Here is a 16,070-nt window from a genome sequence, read left to right as displayed (position 1 = left end):
TGGAAATAAAAAATGGAGTTGGTAAATTGTGAAATGGTCAGAAATTAGTATTCATACAACGGAGGAAGCAGTAGAAGCAATCTCTCATATTTTACACGAAGCAGGTGCTAGTGGCGTAGCGATTGAAGATCCAGCGGAATTGACAAAAGAGCGTGAGCAACAGTATGGTGAAATTTATGCGCTTAATCCAGCTGAGTATCCAGAAGATGGTGTGTTAATAAAAGCATATTTCCCTCAAACGGATTCTTTACATGAAACCGTTGCGAGTGTAAAATCATCTATTGATGTACTTCCATCTTTCGACATCGAAATTGGTACAGGAAATATTACGATTAATGAAGTCGATGAGGAAGACTGGGCTACTGCTTGGAAAAAATATTATCATCCAGTTCAAATTTCTGATACATTCACAATTGTGCCAACGTGGGAAGAATATACACCTTCTTCTCCCGATGAAAAAATTATTGAGTTAGATCCAGGTATGGCGTTTGGTACAGGAACACATCCAACAACAACGATGTGTATTCGAGCGTTAGAGAAAACAGTTCAACCAGGTAATACAGTAATTGATGTTGGAACAGGTTCTGGTGTATTAAGTATTGCTGCAGCAAAATTAGGTGCAGCATCTGTTCAGGCATATGACTTGGATCCAGTTGCAGTTGAAAGTGCAGAGATGAATGTTCGTTTAAATAAAACGGACGATGTTGTATCTGTAGGACAAAATAGTTTATTAGAAGGTATTGAAGGCCCAGTAGATTTGATTGTAGCGAACTTACTTGCAGAGATTATTCTTCTATTCCCTGAAGATGCAGCGAGAGTTGTAAAACAGGGCGGACTATTTATTACATCTGGTATTATTGCAGCAAAAGAAAAAGTAATTTCTGAAGCGCTAGAAAAAGCTGGATTTACAATTGAAGAAGTATTAAGAATGGAAGATTGGGTAGCAATCATTGCACGAAATGCGTAATATATAATTTATGTTTTAACGAACGGAAGAGTCTCTCGCTATAAAAGTGAGGGACTTGCCGTTTGTTACATTAAAATGATAACGTTTCGTTCTTTTCGTAAGTGAGGACTTACGAAAGGAACGAAACTTTACTAAGGTGATGAGATGCAACGTTATTTTGTAGAAGAGAAGTATGTAAATGATGCAAGTATTCGTATTGTAGGTGATGATGTACATCATATCGCAAGAGTGATGCGCATGTCAGCTGGTGATCACATTTATTGTTGTGTTAACGGTAAAACAGCAATGTGTACGATTGCTGAAATTACCAGTGAATTTGTGGATAGTGCTATTGTAGAATGGATAGAGGTGTCAAGCGAATTGCCAGTGTTTGTGACGATCGCAAGTGGACTGCCAAAAGGAGACAAGCTAGAGTTAATTTTTCAAAAAGGAACTGAGCTTGGGGCAGCCGCATTTTTACCATTTCAAGCATCGCGTTCTATCGTAAAATGGGATGCGAAAAAAGCAGATAAAAAAGTTGAGCGTTTGAAAAAAATTGTGAAAGAAGCAGCGGAACAATCGCATAGAAGTGAAATTCCAGATGTACATGCTCCGGCATCATTTAAACAATTGCTTGCGATGAGCAGTGATTATGATGTTTGTCTTGTGGCGTATGAAGAGGAAGCAAAGCAAGGCGAAAAAGCTAATTTTGCGAAGGCTTTAACAGCACTTGAACGTGGTCAAAAACTGTTGATTGTATTTGGCCCAGAAGGTGGTTTATCTGAGGAAGAAGTTTCTGCGCTTCGTGAACATAAATTTGTACCATGTAGTTTAGGACCGAGGATTTTACGAACAGAAACGGCGCCGCTTTACGCGTTAAGTGCCGCTTCTTATCATTTTGAATTAATGGGGTGATGATCAATGGCAACTGTTGCGTTCCATACGTTAGGTTGTAAAGTAAACCACTACGAAACAGAAGCGATTTGGCAATTGTTTAAACAAGGTGGTTATGATAGAACTGAATATGAAAAGAAAGCTGACGTGTATGTAATCAATACATGCACAGTAACAAATACTGGAGATAAAAAAAGTCGTCAAGTTATTCGACGTGCTGTACGTCAAAATCCAGACGCTGTTATCTGTGTAACGGGATGTTACGCACAAACATCTCCAGCAGAAATTATGGCGATTCCAGGCGTGGATATCGTTGTTGGTACACAAGATCGTGAGAAAATGCTAGGGTATATTGAAGAGTTCCGTAAAGAACGTCAACCAATCAATGCCGTCCGTAACATTATGAAAACACGTGTGTATGAAGAATTAGATGTACCGTACTTCACGGACCGTACACGTGCATCTTTAAAAATACAAGAAGGTTGCAATAACTTCTGTACGTTCTGTATCATTCCTTGGGCACGTGGTTTAATGCGTTCTCGTGATGGAAAAGAAGTTATTCACCAAGCGCAACAATTAGTTGATGCAGGTTATAAAGAAATCGTTTTAACTGGTATTCATACAGGTGGATACGGAGAAGACATGAAAAACTACAATTTAGCTGGATTGCTTCGTGATATGGAAGCAGAAGTAAATGGTTTGAAACGCCTTCGTATTTCATCTATTGAAGCAAGTCAAATTTCGGATGAAGTGATTGAAGTATTAGATAAATCTGAAGTAGTTGTGCGTCATTTGCATATCCCGCTACAATCGGGATCTAACACTGTATTAAAACGTATGCGTCGTAAATATACAATGGAATTTTTCCAAGAGCGTTTAGATCGTTTAAAAGAGGCGTTACCAGGTCTTGCAATTACATCAGACGTAATTGTTGGTTTCCCTGGAGAAACGGAAGAAGAGTTTATGGAAACATACAATTTCATTAAAGAAAATCGTTTCTCTGAACTACACGTTTTCCCTTATTCAAAACGGACAGGAACACCTGCGGCGCGTATGGAAGATCAAATTCCTGAAGATGTAAAAAATGATCGTGTTCACCGTTTAATTGAATTATCAAATCAGTTAGCGAAAGAATATGCTTCTCAATTTGAAGGGGAAGTTCTTGAAATTATTCCAGAAGAGCCTTTCAAAGATGGCGATCGCGAAGGATTGTATGTAGGTTATACAGATAACTACTTAAAAGTTGTTTTTGAAGGATCTGAAGAATTAATCGGTAAACTAGTAAAAGTGAAGATTACAAAAGCTGGGTACCCATATAACGAAGCGCAATTTGTTCGTGTTCTTGAAGATGATATCAAAAAAGAATCAGCAAGTGCGTAATGAAAAAGCATGCAAACGAAAAGGTTTGCATGCTTTTTTTCTGTGTGGATAAGTTAAGATATGAACTTGTAATATTTCGTGCTATAATGCTAACCGTTGCAGTTGTCAGACAACCGGCTAGTGAAGAAAGGGGCATATGAAAAATGAACTATGCAAAATTAATCGACCACACACTATTGAAACCAGATACAAAAAAAGCAGCAATTGTTACATTATGTGAAGAAGCAAAAGCACATAACTTTGCTTCTGTATGTGTAAACCCTACTTGGGTTGAAACAGCAGCTGAATTACTAAAAGGTACAGATGTAAAGGTTTGTACAGTAATTGGCTTCCCTCTTGGGGCAAACACACCAGAAACAAAAGCATTTGAAACGCAAGATGCAATTGCAAAAGGTGCAACAGAAGTTGATATGGTAATTAACATTGGTGCTTTAAAAGATAAAAATGATGAATTAGTAGAGCGTGATGTTCGTGCAGTTGTAGAAGCTGCAAAAGGAAAAGCGCTTGTAAAAATTATTATTGAAACATGTTTATTAACAGAAGAAGAAAAAGTTCGTGCTTGTGAATTGTCTGTAAAAGCAGGTGTAGACTTTGTAAAAACATCAACTGGCTTCTCGACAGGTGGAGCAACAGTAGAAGATGTAGCATTAATGAGAAAAACAGTCGGACCAGAAATCGGCGTAAAAGCTTCTGGTGGTGTTCGTAATGGACAAGACATGGACGCAATGGTAGAAGCGGGAGCGACGCGCATCGGTACAAGTGCAGGCGTAGCCCTAGTAAGCGGAAAAACGGCAACAACTGATTATTAATTTAAAAGCGGAGCCGACTGTTTAGTCCCGTCGGCTAAGGTTCTTTCACGCAGAAGGCGTTCTTTGCCTTCTCGCGTGGAAGGTTCTTAGACGTGAGGGACTAGGAGGCGGAGCTGGATAGAATAAAAACGGAAGCGACTCGTTTAGAACATGAGGACGCCTGCACTCTTGACGTAGAGGTGTTTTTTACCTCGTAGGAAAGAGTGAAACAGCCGATTGTTCTAGTCGCTGGAGTTAGATAGGTTTAAAAGCGGAGCTGGATAGATTAAAGGTGGAAACCGCTCGTGCAGAATCGCAGGGCATTGGAGCGCCGGACAGAGAGGAGTTTTTCCTCGACCGAAGGGGCGAAATGCCTGTTATTCTTTTATAAATTTACTCGTTTAAAAAGTAAAAAAATATCAGTCGCAATACGTAATTTAAATAGATTTTGGAAAAAGGAAGAGCATCTACTCTTCTTTTATTCTGTCAAATAGTTGACCTGAAGTGACAAAATGTATTATAATCGTAAAAGACATGCTGAAGAAGTGTTTCTTTTTGCATGCTGAAGTTAGTATGTAAGTGTGATGTTTCGGAGGGAGGGAAAGAGAATGTCAAAAACAGTCGTTCGTAAAAACGAGTCTTTGGAGGATGCACTTCGCCGTTTTAAAAGATCGGTTTCTAAAACTGGTACACTTGCTGAAGCAAGAAAGCGCGAGTTTTATGAAAAACCAAGTGTAAAACGTAAGAAGAAATCTGAAGCGGCAAGAAAGCGTAAATTCTAAGAGAGGGTGTAAGTTATGAGTCTTCTCGGTCGTTTAAACGATGATATGAAACAAGCGATGAAGAATAAACAAAAAGAAAAATTAACCGTTATTCGTATGGTTAAGGCTGCTTTGCAAAATGAAGGAATTAAACTGCAACAAACTCTTACTGAAGAAGAGGAATTAACAGTTTTAACTCGTGAAGTAAAACAGCGTAAGGACTCCCTCCTTGAATTTAAAAAAGCGGGTCGTGATGACCTTGTTGATAAACTGAAAAGTGAAATTCAGATTTTAGACACGTATTTGCCAGAGCAATTAACAGAAGAAGAGCTTGCGAACGTAATTAAGCAAGTTATTGCTGATGTTGGTGCTGCTTCTAAAGCAGATATGGGTAAAGTGATGAGTGCTGTTATGCCAAAAGTAAAAGGTAAAGCAGACGGATCACAAGTGAATAAGCTGGTTGCACAGCTATTAGCATAAAAAAGCGTCTCATGAGAAATGAGACGTTTTTTTATGCTTTTTTCTGTTTGGACGTGATATTACAAGCCTTTTTTTCATACATATGGGATGAGAGGAGGTCTTGGAGATGAAGAAATTAGTACAAATGAAGAATTGGCTTACGAAGCAAATAGACATACCAGTGGATGTACTAATGGATCTACCTCGTATTACTCTTGTCGGGCAAGTACATATTTATATAGAAAATCATCGAGGGTTATTAGTATTTACAGATAAAGAAGTGCGGTTGTTATTAAAGCATGGTCAATTATTAATAAAAGGGCAATCATTTGTTATTAAAACCATTCTTCCAGAAGAGCTTTTGCTTGAAGGGATTATTGAACAAGTGACGTTTTTAGAAAATGAGAAGAAAGATAAATCATAATGAAACTTCTGTTCATGAAGTTTTCTTCTTATTTCGTTTCGTACGAGCTATTTGAATGATAAAAGGTGAGGAAAGCACGATTAGAATAGTGACGTAACACCTGTGCTTTTTGAGAAAGGTAGTGGGGCGAACGATGAAAAATCAATGGTTTACACGGTGGCTTGGGTATGTGAAAGTTCGAATTGAAGGTAGAGGAGTAGAACGCTTCATTAATGAGTGTGTGCGCAGAAATTTGCTTGTATGGGATGTAAAGAAGATTGCAGAAGATACATTAGTATTTTGCATGTTGCTTCGTGATGTGAAGCAACTAAGGCCGATTTATCGAAAAAATGAATGTAAGCTATACTTTATTGGGCGTTTCGGTTTTCCGTTTTGGAATAAGCGTTTGCTCAAGAATAGTGGTTTTCTAATCGGGTTTCTTATCTTTTTTTTCGGTATGATTGCTTTATCAAATATGGTTTGGAAAATCGAAATTACAGGGGCAAAACCGGAGACGGAATATATTCTTATGAAAGAATTGGACAAAATGGGCATTAAAAAAGGAAGACTGCAATTTCAAATGCCGAGTGTAGAGGATGTTCAACGTCATTTAACAAATAATATTAATGCAATTACATGGGCTGGCCTAGAGGTGAAGGGGACAACATATCATTTTAAAATCGTTGAAAAAAATGAGCCAGAGAAAGAGGAAGAGCAAAAACCACAAAATTTAGTCGCCAAAAAAGAGGCGATAATTACAAAAACATTTGTGGAAACTGGAAAACCAGTTGTAATGAAAAATGATTATGTGCAAAAGGGACAACTTCTTGTGTCGGGGATGTTTGGAAAGGAGGATAATCCAACGATTGTTTCTGCTAAAGGAATTGTATATGGAGAAACGTGGTATGAATCTCAAGTGACAGTTCCTTTAAAAACAACATTTCAAGTGTATACAGGAAATTCATATAATGAGCATTATCTTCGTCTTGGAAGTGCTAAAATAAAAATATGGGGATTTCAGCATGATAAGTATAAGCGGTCTCGTACTGAAAATGTCAAACATGATGTGAAACTGTTCGGTTTTACATTGCCTATTTCTTATGAAAAGGAAATTGTGCGTGAAGAGGAAGAAGCGAATCGTGAATATACAGACAAACAAGCAATACAAGTAGCGAAAGAAATGGCCGAAAAAGAACTGAAGAAAAAATTGGATGAACATGCTATGATTGTAAGTGATAAGATTTTGCATAAAGAGGTTGAGGCGAATCATCTAAGAGTAACATTACATTATACAGTGATTGAAAATATTGCAGAGCCACAACCGATATCTGAATCCGATATTCAAGGAGACTGAGTAATGGCAGAACAATTAGTAGAAATGAATCAACAAGTGGAAAATCATAATGAAGCAATTGCTCTATTTGGAGTGAATGATGCACATTTAAAAGTAATTGAACGAGAACTTGCTGTATCTATCGTAACGCGAGGTGAATCTGTCCGTGTATCTGGAACAGATGAAGCGGTGGCGCTTGTTGAAAAAATCTTACAGCAATTACTTGCTGTTATTCGTAAAGGTGTATCAATCTCAGAACGAGATGTTGCATATGCAATTCAGCTTGGTCGTCAAGGGAAAATAACTCATTTTGAAGAGTTGTACGAAGAGGAAATTTTTAAAACAGCAAAAGGTAAATCCATCCGTGTGAAGACGATGGGACAAAGGCAATATATTCATGCGCTGAAGAAGAATGATATTGTATTCGGAATAGGGCCTGCTGGTACAGGAAAGACGTATTTAGCTGTGGTAATGGCTGTGCGAGCCTTAAAACAAGGGTATGTAAAAAAGATTATTTTAACAAGACCAGCTGTAGAAGCAGGGGAAAGCTTAGGTTTTTTACCAGGTGATTTAAAAGAAAAGGTAGATCCTTATCTACGTCCTTTATACGATGCTCTTCATGATATTCTTGGGCAAGAATATACGCAGCGTATGATGGAAAGAGGGACGATTGAAATTGCACCTCTTGCATATATGAGGGGACGTACACTGGATGATTCTTTCGTTATTTTAGATGAAGCTCAAAATACAACTGGTGCTCAAATTAAAATGTTTTTAACTCGCCTAGGTTTTAGTTCAAAAATGGTTGTTACTGGCGATCCATCACAGGTTGACTTGCCGAAAGGTGTAAAGTCAGGGCTTTCAATTGCTGCACATGTTTTATCAGGTGTATCAGGGCTTTCATTTGTTAAATTAGACCAATCTGACGTTGTAAGACATCCACTTGTGCAGCGGATTATCGAGGCATATGATAAAATGGAATGATCCTATTTGTAAGGGTCATTTCTTTTTGTACGATAAAGGTAGATGAAAGGGTTGGCGAATAGCCTGTTTTTTACTATCATTAAAAGATGGACAAGTAGATTTATTTACGCGTGAATGTGCAGCTCAATTTAGAAGTCTGCTCATAAAAGCCCGATTGGTGAGGGGTAATAATTAGTAGGGATGAAGAAAACTCCCACTGATTAAAGTTTCACTTTATGTCTGGAGAGGAGAAGGTATTGAAATCATGTCAAGATCTCAAGAAATTTCTAGGTGGTTTCGTAACATACAACATTCGAAAAAATTAAGCTGGATTTCTTATGTTTTATTAGGAGCGGTACTGTTTTTTGCACTTATGAACAATGTGAAACCAGAGCAACTAGATGTTAAAATGCTATCTATTTCTAAACAAACAATCCACTCTCCTATCAAAATCGAAGATAAAGTAACGACGGATAGAAAGAAGAGAGAAGCAGCTCAAAAGGTTGAAGACCAATATACATATCGAAGTGAATATAAGCAAAATAAAGTGGATATTGTAAACTCTGTCTTTGATGCGATAAAAGAAGTGGAAGCTGAGACGAAGGCTGCCGGTCCTGATGAACAGAAAAAGATTTCTGCTGCGGAACGATTAGAAAAGCTAAAAAAGAAATTACCTACTGATTTAACAAAAAGCTTATCTGATTCTGTGTTGTTGCAGTTTGTAAATGCTGAACCGGATCAATTGACGTTGGCGAGAGATGCTGCGGTAACAGCGATTAATAATATTATGAGTACGCACATTAAAATGAATGAAGAAAATGATGCAAGAGAGCGATTTGTTAATGAAATACGCAATGTTAATGTAAATAGCGATTTAAAAGAAGCGCTTAACGCCCTTGGGGAATATGCAATTGAAGCAAATTATTTCTATGATTCAACTGCTACAAAAGATCGAAAAAAATTAGCAGAAGACGCAGTTGCGCCAGTTTATATTCTTCAAGGGCAAATTCTTGTGAAGGAAGGCGACACGATTACAAGAGAAGTATATGATCAGTTGAAATTAGTTGGACTTCTTGAACACGGAAATACATTCCAACCATTTGTGGGATTAGCAATCATTATTGGTGTACTCTTATTCTTCATGCATAAACAATTTGAATCGTTTTTAAAATTGAAAAGAGAAGAAAAACCATATATTTTAGCATATACAACAATTGTAGCGATTACAGTTGTTTTGATGAAAATCATTAGTTTGTTTCAAAAGTTGGAATACGCAGGCATTGCGTATGTTGTTCCAGTTGCGATGGGAACAATACTAGTGAAATTAATGATTGGTGATCGATTTGTTTTTCTAACAAGTATGATTTTCTCTGTATGTGGGAGTGTCATGTTTAATGAAGGTGTAACGAGTACGCTTAATTATAGTGTAGGTATTTATGTTTTACTAAGTTCTTTATCTGTTAGCATCTTTTTGAGAGAGAAAAACCGACGTACAATGATTTTGCAGGCAGGTATACTTGTTTCTGTTTTAAATGTAGTTGTATTAGCTGCACTGTTACTGTTACGAAATGGTAATTTTTCACCACTTGAAATCGGTTCACAATTATTAATGGCAGCAGCTTCTGGTATTATCTCGTCCATTTTAGCTATGGGAATTTTACCATATTTAGAAAGTGGTCTTGGAATTGTATCAAGTATGAAGCTTATGGAGCTTTCAAGCCCGAACCATCCGCTCCTTCGTAAAATTTTACTAGAAGCACCGGGGACATATCATCATAGCGTTATGGTTGCTAACCTTTCTGAGGCAGCTTGTGAGGCTGTTGGAGCAAATGGAGTTTTAGCGCGTGTTGGTGCGTATTATCACGATATTGGGAAAACGCTGCAGCCTCATTTCTTTATAGAAAACCAAATGGGAATTGAAAACCCTCATGATAAATTAGATCCTGAAATGAGTAGAGATATTATTATTGCTCATGTGACAAATGGAGTAAAGATGTTAGAAGAGCACCATATTCCGCAAGAAATTATTGATATTGCAGGACAGCATCATGGAACGACATTACTTAAATATTTTTACTATAAAGCAATTAAAGAAGATAAAGAGAAATATACAGAAGAAATGTTCCGTTATCCAGGATCAAAAGCGACGTCAAAAGAGTCTGCAATTGTTGGGATTGCGGATAGCGTCGAAGCGGCAGTGCGTTCTATGAACCATCCAACACCAGAGCAAATTAATAATTTAGTACAAAGTATTATAAAAGATCGTTTGCAGGATGGACAATTTAGTGAATGTAATTTGACATTTAAAGAATTACAAATTGTTGGGAAAACTTTATGTGAAACGTTAAATGGTATTTTCCATTCCCGTATTAAATATCCGGAACCGCCGGAAGAAAAGGTGACAGAATGAGTTTATTAATAGATTTTTTTGATGAAACAGAAGAAGTGAAAGAAGAATATGTGAATATGATTCGTGATCTGCTAGAGCAAGCTGCACGAATGGAGAACATAGAAGATGGAACAGAGCTTTCTGTTACATTTGTTGATAATGAACGTATTCAAGAAATTAATCGTGATTATCGCGATAAAGATCAACCGACAGACGTTATTTCTTTTGCAATGGAGGATATGGGAGAAGGAGAGATGGAGATCGTTGGTGTGGAAATACCACGTATGCTAGGGGATCTTATTATTTCCATTCCAAGAGCGAAAGAACAGGCTGAAGAATATGGACATTCCTTTGATCGTGAGCTAGGGTTTTTAGCGTTACATGGATTCCTGCATTTACTTGGTTATGATCATATGACAGATGAAGATGAAAAAGAAATGTTTGGAAAACAAAAGGAAATTTTAGAGGCGTTTGGATTAGGTAGATGAAAAAAGGAAAACTTATAAATAGTTTTGGATATGCTATAGCTGGTATATACTTTTGTCTTCGTCACGAACGAAATATGAAAATTCATTTTTGGGCCGCAGTTATTGTTATATGCTGCGGCTTTTATTTCCGTATAACGATAACGGAATGGCTCATATTACTCATTACAATTGGAATTGTAATGAGTTTGGAAATGGTCAATACGGCAGTTGAAAAAACAGTTGATTTAGTCACAAAGGATTTTAAACCATTTGCGAAAATTGCAAAGGATGTTGCTGCCGGTGCAGTACTATTATTTACTGTTATAGCTGTTATAATTGGTGCTATTATCTTTTTACCTTATATGGTATAGTTGCATTCCAAAGCTTTTGTTATGCTTTGGTAGCGTTAAGAACGCCGTTAATGAAAGTTTCATTTTATCTTTTCACAATTGTGAATGGAAAGGATGCGAGAGCATGAACAGCAAAGAGTTAATTCAAGAAGCAATCGAAGCGCGTAAACAGGCGTATGTACCATATTCTAAGTTCCAAGTAGGTGCAGCATTATTAACGGAAGATGGAAAAGTATACCGTGGATGTAATGTTGAAAATGCATCATATGGATTATGTAATTGTGCAGAAAGAACAGCTTTATTCAAAGCAATTTCTGAAGGAGATAAAGCATTTGTAGCCATTGCGGTAGTGGCGGATACGAATCGTCCAGTACCTCCTTGTGGAGCGTGCCGTCAAGTTATGGTAGAATTATGTAAACAGGATACGAAAGTATACTTATCAAATTTACATGGTGACATTCAGGAGACGACAGTCGGAGAATTGTTACCAGGAGCATTTTTAGCGGAGGATTTACATGAATAGAAAAGGTTATAAATCAGGTTTTGTCTCTATAATTGGAAGACCGAATGTTGGAAAGTCTACATTTTTAAATCGTATTATCGGTCAAAAAATTGCAATTATGAGTGACAAACCACAAACAACTCGTAATAAAATTCAAGGTGTATACACAGAAAATGATTCACAAGTCATCTTTATTGATACGCCAGGAATACATAAGCCGAAGCATAAACTAGGCGACTTTATGGTGAAAATGGCACAAACGACATTGAAAGAAGTTGACATTGTGCTATTTATGGTCAATGCAGCTGAAGGTTTTGGTCGTGGTGAAGAGTTTATTATTGAAAAACTACAAGAAACAAAGCAACCGGTATTTTTAGTGATTAATAAAATTGATCAAGTTCATCCAGAAAAATTGTTGGAATTAATTGATCAATATCGTAAGCTGCATGAGTTTGCAGAGATTGTTCCGATTTCTGCATTAGAAGGTAATAATGTTGAAGCGTTAATTGGAGCGATTAAAAAGTATTTACCAGAAGGACCGCAATACTATCCAGATAACCAAGTAACAGATCATCCGGAGAGATTTATTATTGCAGAACTGATTCGTGAAAAGGTGCTTCATTTAACACGTGAGGAAGTGCCACATTCGGTGGCGGTTGTGATCGATGCGATTCAAAAGCGTGAAGGCGGAGCGGTCTATGTGAATGCAACAATTATTGTAGAACGCCCATCACAAAAAGGAATTATTATCGGGAAACAAGGGAAGATGCTGAAAGAAGTTGGGAAGCGAGCTCGTTTTGATATTGAAGCACTTCTTGGTTCAAAAGTATTCTTAGAAGTGTGGGTAAAAGTGCAAAAAGATTGGCGTAATAAAATGTCACAGCTTCGCGATCTTGGTTTCCGTGAAGATGAGTATTAATAGAAATTAGGAAAATTTTTCTCACATGAAAATGGACAAAATGGGTCATTTTAATAACAACAAAAGAAATTGGTTTATATGCTACGCTTACTGAGAAAGGTGGATTCTTATGCTAGATTTTACCTGGAAGTTTTTCTCCAAGACAGGAAGCATTGAGACGTATTTGCTTTTGAAGGAAATGGAAAAAGACGTAAACGATGAGATGGATCAACATGAAGAGGAGCTAGCGCATCTAGATTCTCCAATTTCTTGACCCGTTTTGTTCAAACCTTGGATGGTGACGAACATGTTTCAAAAAGTTGAGGGAATTGTCATCCGGACAACAGATTACGGAGAAACGAATAAAATTGTTACGATATTCTCCCGTGAGCTTGGAAAAGTAAGTGCAATGGCAAGAGGGGCGAAAAAACCGAAAAGTAGGTTAGCATCTATTTCGCAACTAATGACACATGGTCACTTTCTGATTCAAATGGGGTCTGGACTTGGAACTTTGCAACAAGGTGAAATAATTTCATCTATGAAAGAAATTCGTGAAGATATATTCTTAACTGCTTATGCATCATTTATCGTTGAATTGACTGATAAAGCAACTGAGGATAAGAAACATAATCCGTATTTATTTGAAATGTTATATCAAACGTTGCACTACATGTGCGAGGGTGTTGATCCTGAAGTGTTGTCTTTAATTTATCAAACGAAAATGCTTCCAGTACTCGGGATGCATCCATACTTCGATACATGTGCCATTTGTCACCAAGAAGCAGATTTTGTCGCCTTCTCTGTCCGAGAAGGCGGTTTTCTGTGCTCGCGTCATGCAGAGCAAGATCCATACCGTATTCCGGTGGGAGAGGCCGTTCATAAATTGCTACGTCTCTTTTATCATTTTGATTTAGCTCGCCTTGGCAATGTATCTGTCAAGGATGGAACGAAGCGGCAAATGCGTACAGTGTTAAATACATATTATGATGAATATTGTGGAATCTATTTGAAATCAAGGCGTTTTCTTGAACAACTTGATAAATTTCAAATATAACGAGGACCATATACAGGTCCTTTTTACATACTTTCTTTTTCGAAAAGCATATTTAGTATATAATATTTAAGAGATAGTATAACTTTTTTCGTTGTGCATTGAAGGTGGTGATTATCATAGAACTGAATAAACGGCAAGAACATATCATTCAGATTGTAAAAGATCACGGTCCTATTACAGGGGAATCAATTGCGGCACAATTAAATTTAACACGTGCTACGTTAAGACCTGACTTAGCGATTTTAACGATGGCAGGTTATTTAGAAGCACGTCCACGTGTCGGTTATTTTTATACAGGAAAAACTGGGGGACAGTTATTATCAGAAGCTGTTAAGAAAGTTAAGGTACAAGATTATCAATCTAGACCGGTCGTAATTGATAAAAATATTTCCGTATACGATGCGATTTGTACCATGTTTTTAGAAGATGTTGGTACTTTATTTGTTGTAGAGCAAGCGACGCTTCTAGTTGGGGTAGTTTCTCGTAAAGATTTATTACGTGCAAGCTTAGGAAAGCAGGATTTAACATCGCTTCCGGTTAATATTATCATGACAAGGATGCCAAACATTGCAATGTGTCGTAGGGAGGATTCTCTATACGATGTTGCGATGGAATTAATAGAAAGACAGATTGATGCTGTACCAGTTGTAAAAGACACGAAACAAGGATTAGAAGTTGTTGGTCGAATTACAAAAACAAATATTACGCGTGCGTTTGTGAATTTAGTAAACAATGAATAAGTGTAATTTGTTTAAAGTGAGGTAATGTAATGGATAATAAAATCGTATATGTCGTATCTGACTCTGTTGGAGAAACGGCTGATTTAGTTGTTCGAGCTGCAATGGGACAGTTTCCATTCGCTCCTGATATTAGACGTGTACCCTATGTGGAAGATGCAGGAACACTAAAAGAAGTAATTTCAATTGCAAAGAGTAATCAAGCGCTTATTTGTTTTACGTTAGTGAAACCAGAAATGCGTCAATATATGCTAACAGAAGCGGCAAAAGAGGGAGTAGAGGCCTATGATATTATTGGTCCTCTTATCGATCAAATTGAGGAGATTACAGGACAAGTTCCAAGGTATGAACCTGGTGTTGTCCGTAGATTAGACGAAGAATATTTTAAAAAGATTGAAGCAATTGAGTTTGCTGTTAAATATGATGACGGTAGAGATGCACGTGGAATTTTAAAAGCGGATATCGTTTTGATTGGAGTATCTCGTACTTCAAAAACACCGCTTTCCCAATATTTAGCTCATAACAAGCGATTGAAGGTTGCGAATGTACCACTTGTACCAGAAGTGGATCCGCCTGAAGAATTATATCAAGTTGCAAAAGAAAAATGTTTCGGTTTAAAAATCACACCGGATAAGTTAAATCACATTCGAAAAGAACGATTAAAATCACTTGGGTTAAGTGATGGAGCAACATATGCGAACATCAATCGTATTAAAGAAGAAATTGATCATTTTGAGAAAGTAGTAAGTAAAATAAACTGTCAAGTTATTGATGTATCGAATAAGGCGATTGAGGAAACAGCAAATATTATTGTGAATGCAGTGCAAAACCAAAAAATGTTTTAGCACATTTACCAAAGGTGAATGTGCTTTTTTCGCTCGAGATAAAGTGAAACTTTAATCAGTAGTTTTTTCATCTCCACTAATTATTGGCTTTTGCCAATTGGGCTTGTACGGGCAGTTTATCTCTTGTCTAATTTTTTGATTCTACGTGGATTTTGAAGTGGAGTACTACTACCTATAAATAGCTGGATGAAATTTTAAAGGATATGTAGCGAAGTTAGAGAAAATATATTATAATAAAAAATTGTGATTAAAAGGTACATTTTACGTTTAGACTTTAATTTTTCAGAATAAACTAGGGATAGGATTTACGGAAAAGGTATACATTTACGTAAAATCGACAAAAATCCGGACAAGAAAACGCACATTATGGAAGGATTCACAGAAGGGATGTAGAATACAGAAATATGCAAAACATCAGTAAGATTCTAGTTGATGCAGATGCATGTCCTGTGAAGGATGAAATTGTGCGAGTTGGAACAAAATTTCATGTCGAAATTTTGTTTGTCGCATCCTACGCCCATCGTTCGAGAAAACAGCAAGGAAATTGGATATATGTAGATTCTGAGCAAGATGAGGTGGATTTTTATATTTATAAACACGCTAAAGCTTCAGATCTCGTGATCACACAGGATATGGGACTTGCTGGTCTTCTTGTAAAAAAAGGAGTGTATGTATTATCTCCACGAGGTACATTTGTGACTGATGAGCAAATGGATACAATTTTATATAGTAGATATGTATCTGCGAAGTTACGCAGACAAGGGACCTATACAAAAGGTCCAAAATCATTTTCAATGCATGATCGACAATGCTTTTTAACAAATTTAGAAAAAATATTGTCGAATTATAAAGGAATCCTTTAATTTGTATCGAATACAAAATACGACACGGAGATGGAGTT

Annotated in this window: 19 protein-coding genes; all 19 read left to right on the top strand. The window is 37.0% G+C overall.

The features are described 5' to 3' along the window. Positions 1-28 precede the first annotated feature (28 nt). Positions 29-967 (top strand): 50S ribosomal protein L11 methyltransferase, encoded by a 939-nt coding sequence (gene prmA / locus J4P91_RS05865; RefSeq protein WP_017150769.1) that lies wholly within the window; start codon positions 29-31, stop codon positions 965-967. 144 nt (positions 968-1,111) lie between these two features. Beyond that, entirely contained in the window at positions 1,112-1,861 is a 750-nt protein-coding gene (locus J4P91_RS05860) for a 16S rRNA (uracil(1498)-N(3))-methyltransferase (RefSeq protein WP_017150770.1), read from the top strand. A gap of 6 nt (positions 1,862-1,867) precedes the next feature. Then, a complete protein-coding gene (gene mtaB / locus J4P91_RS05855; protein WP_017150771.1) occupies positions 1,868-3,220 on the top strand; it encodes a tRNA (N(6)-L-threonylcarbamoyladenosine(37)-C(2))-methylthiotransferase MtaB in 1,353 nt (450 codons plus the stop codon). A gap of 143 nt (positions 3,221-3,363) precedes the next feature. Beyond that, positions 3,364-4,029, top strand: coding sequence for a deoxyribose-phosphate aldolase (gene deoC / locus J4P91_RS05850; protein WP_017150772.1), 666 nt, complete (start codon positions 3,364-3,366; stop codon positions 4,027-4,029). A gap of 587 nt (positions 4,030-4,616) precedes the next feature. Then, positions 4,617-4,790 carry a 30S ribosomal protein S21 gene (rpsU, locus tag J4P91_RS05845; RefSeq protein WP_000048061.1) on the top strand — a complete coding sequence of 58 codons (174 nt, stop codon included), beginning with the start codon at positions 4,617-4,619 and terminating at the stop codon, positions 4,788-4,790. Between the two features lie 15 nt (positions 4,791-4,805). Continuing rightward, positions 4,806-5,249 carry a GatB/YqeY domain-containing protein gene (locus J4P91_RS05840; RefSeq protein WP_017150773.1) on the top strand — a complete coding sequence of 148 codons (444 nt, stop codon included), beginning with the start codon at positions 4,806-4,808 and terminating at the stop codon, positions 5,247-5,249. Between the two features lie 106 nt (positions 5,250-5,355). Next, complete coding sequence (gene yqfC / locus J4P91_RS05835) at positions 5,356-5,652, top strand: sporulation protein YqfC (RefSeq protein WP_017150774.1); 297 nt, start codon at positions 5,356-5,358, stop codon at positions 5,650-5,652. 133 nt (positions 5,653-5,785) lie between these two features. Then, positions 5,786-6,985, top strand: coding sequence for a sporulation protein YqfD (gene yqfD, locus J4P91_RS05830; RefSeq protein WP_017150775.1), 1,200 nt, complete (start codon positions 5,786-5,788; stop codon positions 6,983-6,985). Between the two features lie 3 nt (positions 6,986-6,988). Then, positions 6,989-7,948 (top strand): PhoH family protein, encoded by a 960-nt coding sequence (locus tag J4P91_RS05825; protein ID WP_017150776.1) that lies wholly within the window; start codon positions 6,989-6,991, stop codon positions 7,946-7,948. A gap of 244 nt (positions 7,949-8,192) precedes the next feature. Continuing rightward, positions 8,193-10,337: an HD family phosphohydrolase gene (locus J4P91_RS05820; RefSeq protein ID WP_207993225.1), complete on the top strand. Its 2,145-nt coding sequence runs from the start codon at positions 8,193-8,195 to the stop codon at positions 10,335-10,337. After that, on the top strand, positions 10,334-10,804 hold the full coding sequence (gene ybeY / locus J4P91_RS05815) for an rRNA maturation RNase YbeY (RefSeq protein WP_207993224.1): 471 nt from the start codon (positions 10,334-10,336) through the stop codon (positions 10,802-10,804). Before J4P91_RS05820 ends, ybeY begins: the two co-directional genes overlap by 4 nt. Beyond that, entirely contained in the window at positions 10,801-11,154 is a 354-nt protein-coding gene (locus tag J4P91_RS05810; protein WP_017150779.1) for a diacylglycerol kinase family protein, read from the top strand. The genes ybeY and J4P91_RS05810 overlap by 4 nt, the downstream gene beginning before the upstream one ends. 103 nt (positions 11,155-11,257) lie before the next feature. Then, complete coding sequence (locus J4P91_RS05805; protein ID WP_017150780.1) at positions 11,258-11,656, top strand: cytidine deaminase; 399 nt, start codon at positions 11,258-11,260, stop codon at positions 11,654-11,656. Continuing rightward, positions 11,649-12,554: a GTPase Era gene (gene era, locus J4P91_RS05800; RefSeq protein ID WP_017150781.1), complete on the top strand. Its 906-nt coding sequence runs from the start codon at positions 11,649-11,651 to the stop codon at positions 12,552-12,554. Before J4P91_RS05805 ends, era begins: the two co-directional genes overlap by 8 nt. Positions 12,555-12,663: 109 nt before the next feature. Next, entirely contained in the window at positions 12,664-12,807 is a 144-nt protein-coding gene (locus tag J4P91_RS05795) for a YqzL family protein (RefSeq protein WP_000883924.1), read from the top strand. 33 nt (positions 12,808-12,840) lie between these two features. After that, on the top strand, positions 12,841-13,587 hold the full coding sequence (gene recO, locus J4P91_RS05790; protein WP_017150782.1) for a DNA repair protein RecO: 747 nt from the start codon (positions 12,841-12,843) through the stop codon (positions 13,585-13,587). Positions 13,588-13,694: 107 nt separating this feature from the next. Beyond that, positions 13,695-14,327 (top strand): transcriptional regulator CcpN, encoded by a 633-nt coding sequence (gene ccpN / locus J4P91_RS05785; RefSeq protein WP_026049141.1) that lies wholly within the window; start codon positions 13,695-13,697, stop codon positions 14,325-14,327. 29 nt (positions 14,328-14,356) lie between these two features. After that, on the top strand, positions 14,357-15,169 hold the full coding sequence (locus J4P91_RS05780; protein WP_000368932.1) for a pyruvate, water dikinase regulatory protein: 813 nt from the start codon (positions 14,357-14,359) through the stop codon (positions 15,167-15,169). A gap of 404 nt (positions 15,170-15,573) precedes the next feature. After that, a complete protein-coding gene (locus tag J4P91_RS05775) occupies positions 15,574-16,032 on the top strand; it encodes a YaiI/YqxD family protein (RefSeq protein ID WP_017150784.1) in 459 nt (152 codons plus the stop codon). Positions 16,033-16,070: the final 38 nt, after the last annotated feature.

This window comes from Bacillus sp. XF8 (assembly GCF_017498755.1).
GTDB lineage: Bacteria > Bacillota > Bacilli > Bacillales > Bacillaceae_G > Bacillus_A > Bacillus_A bingmayongensis.
The sequence above is the reverse complement of the archived record's forward strand: the minus strand, read 5'-3'. Positions and strand labels throughout refer to the sequence as shown.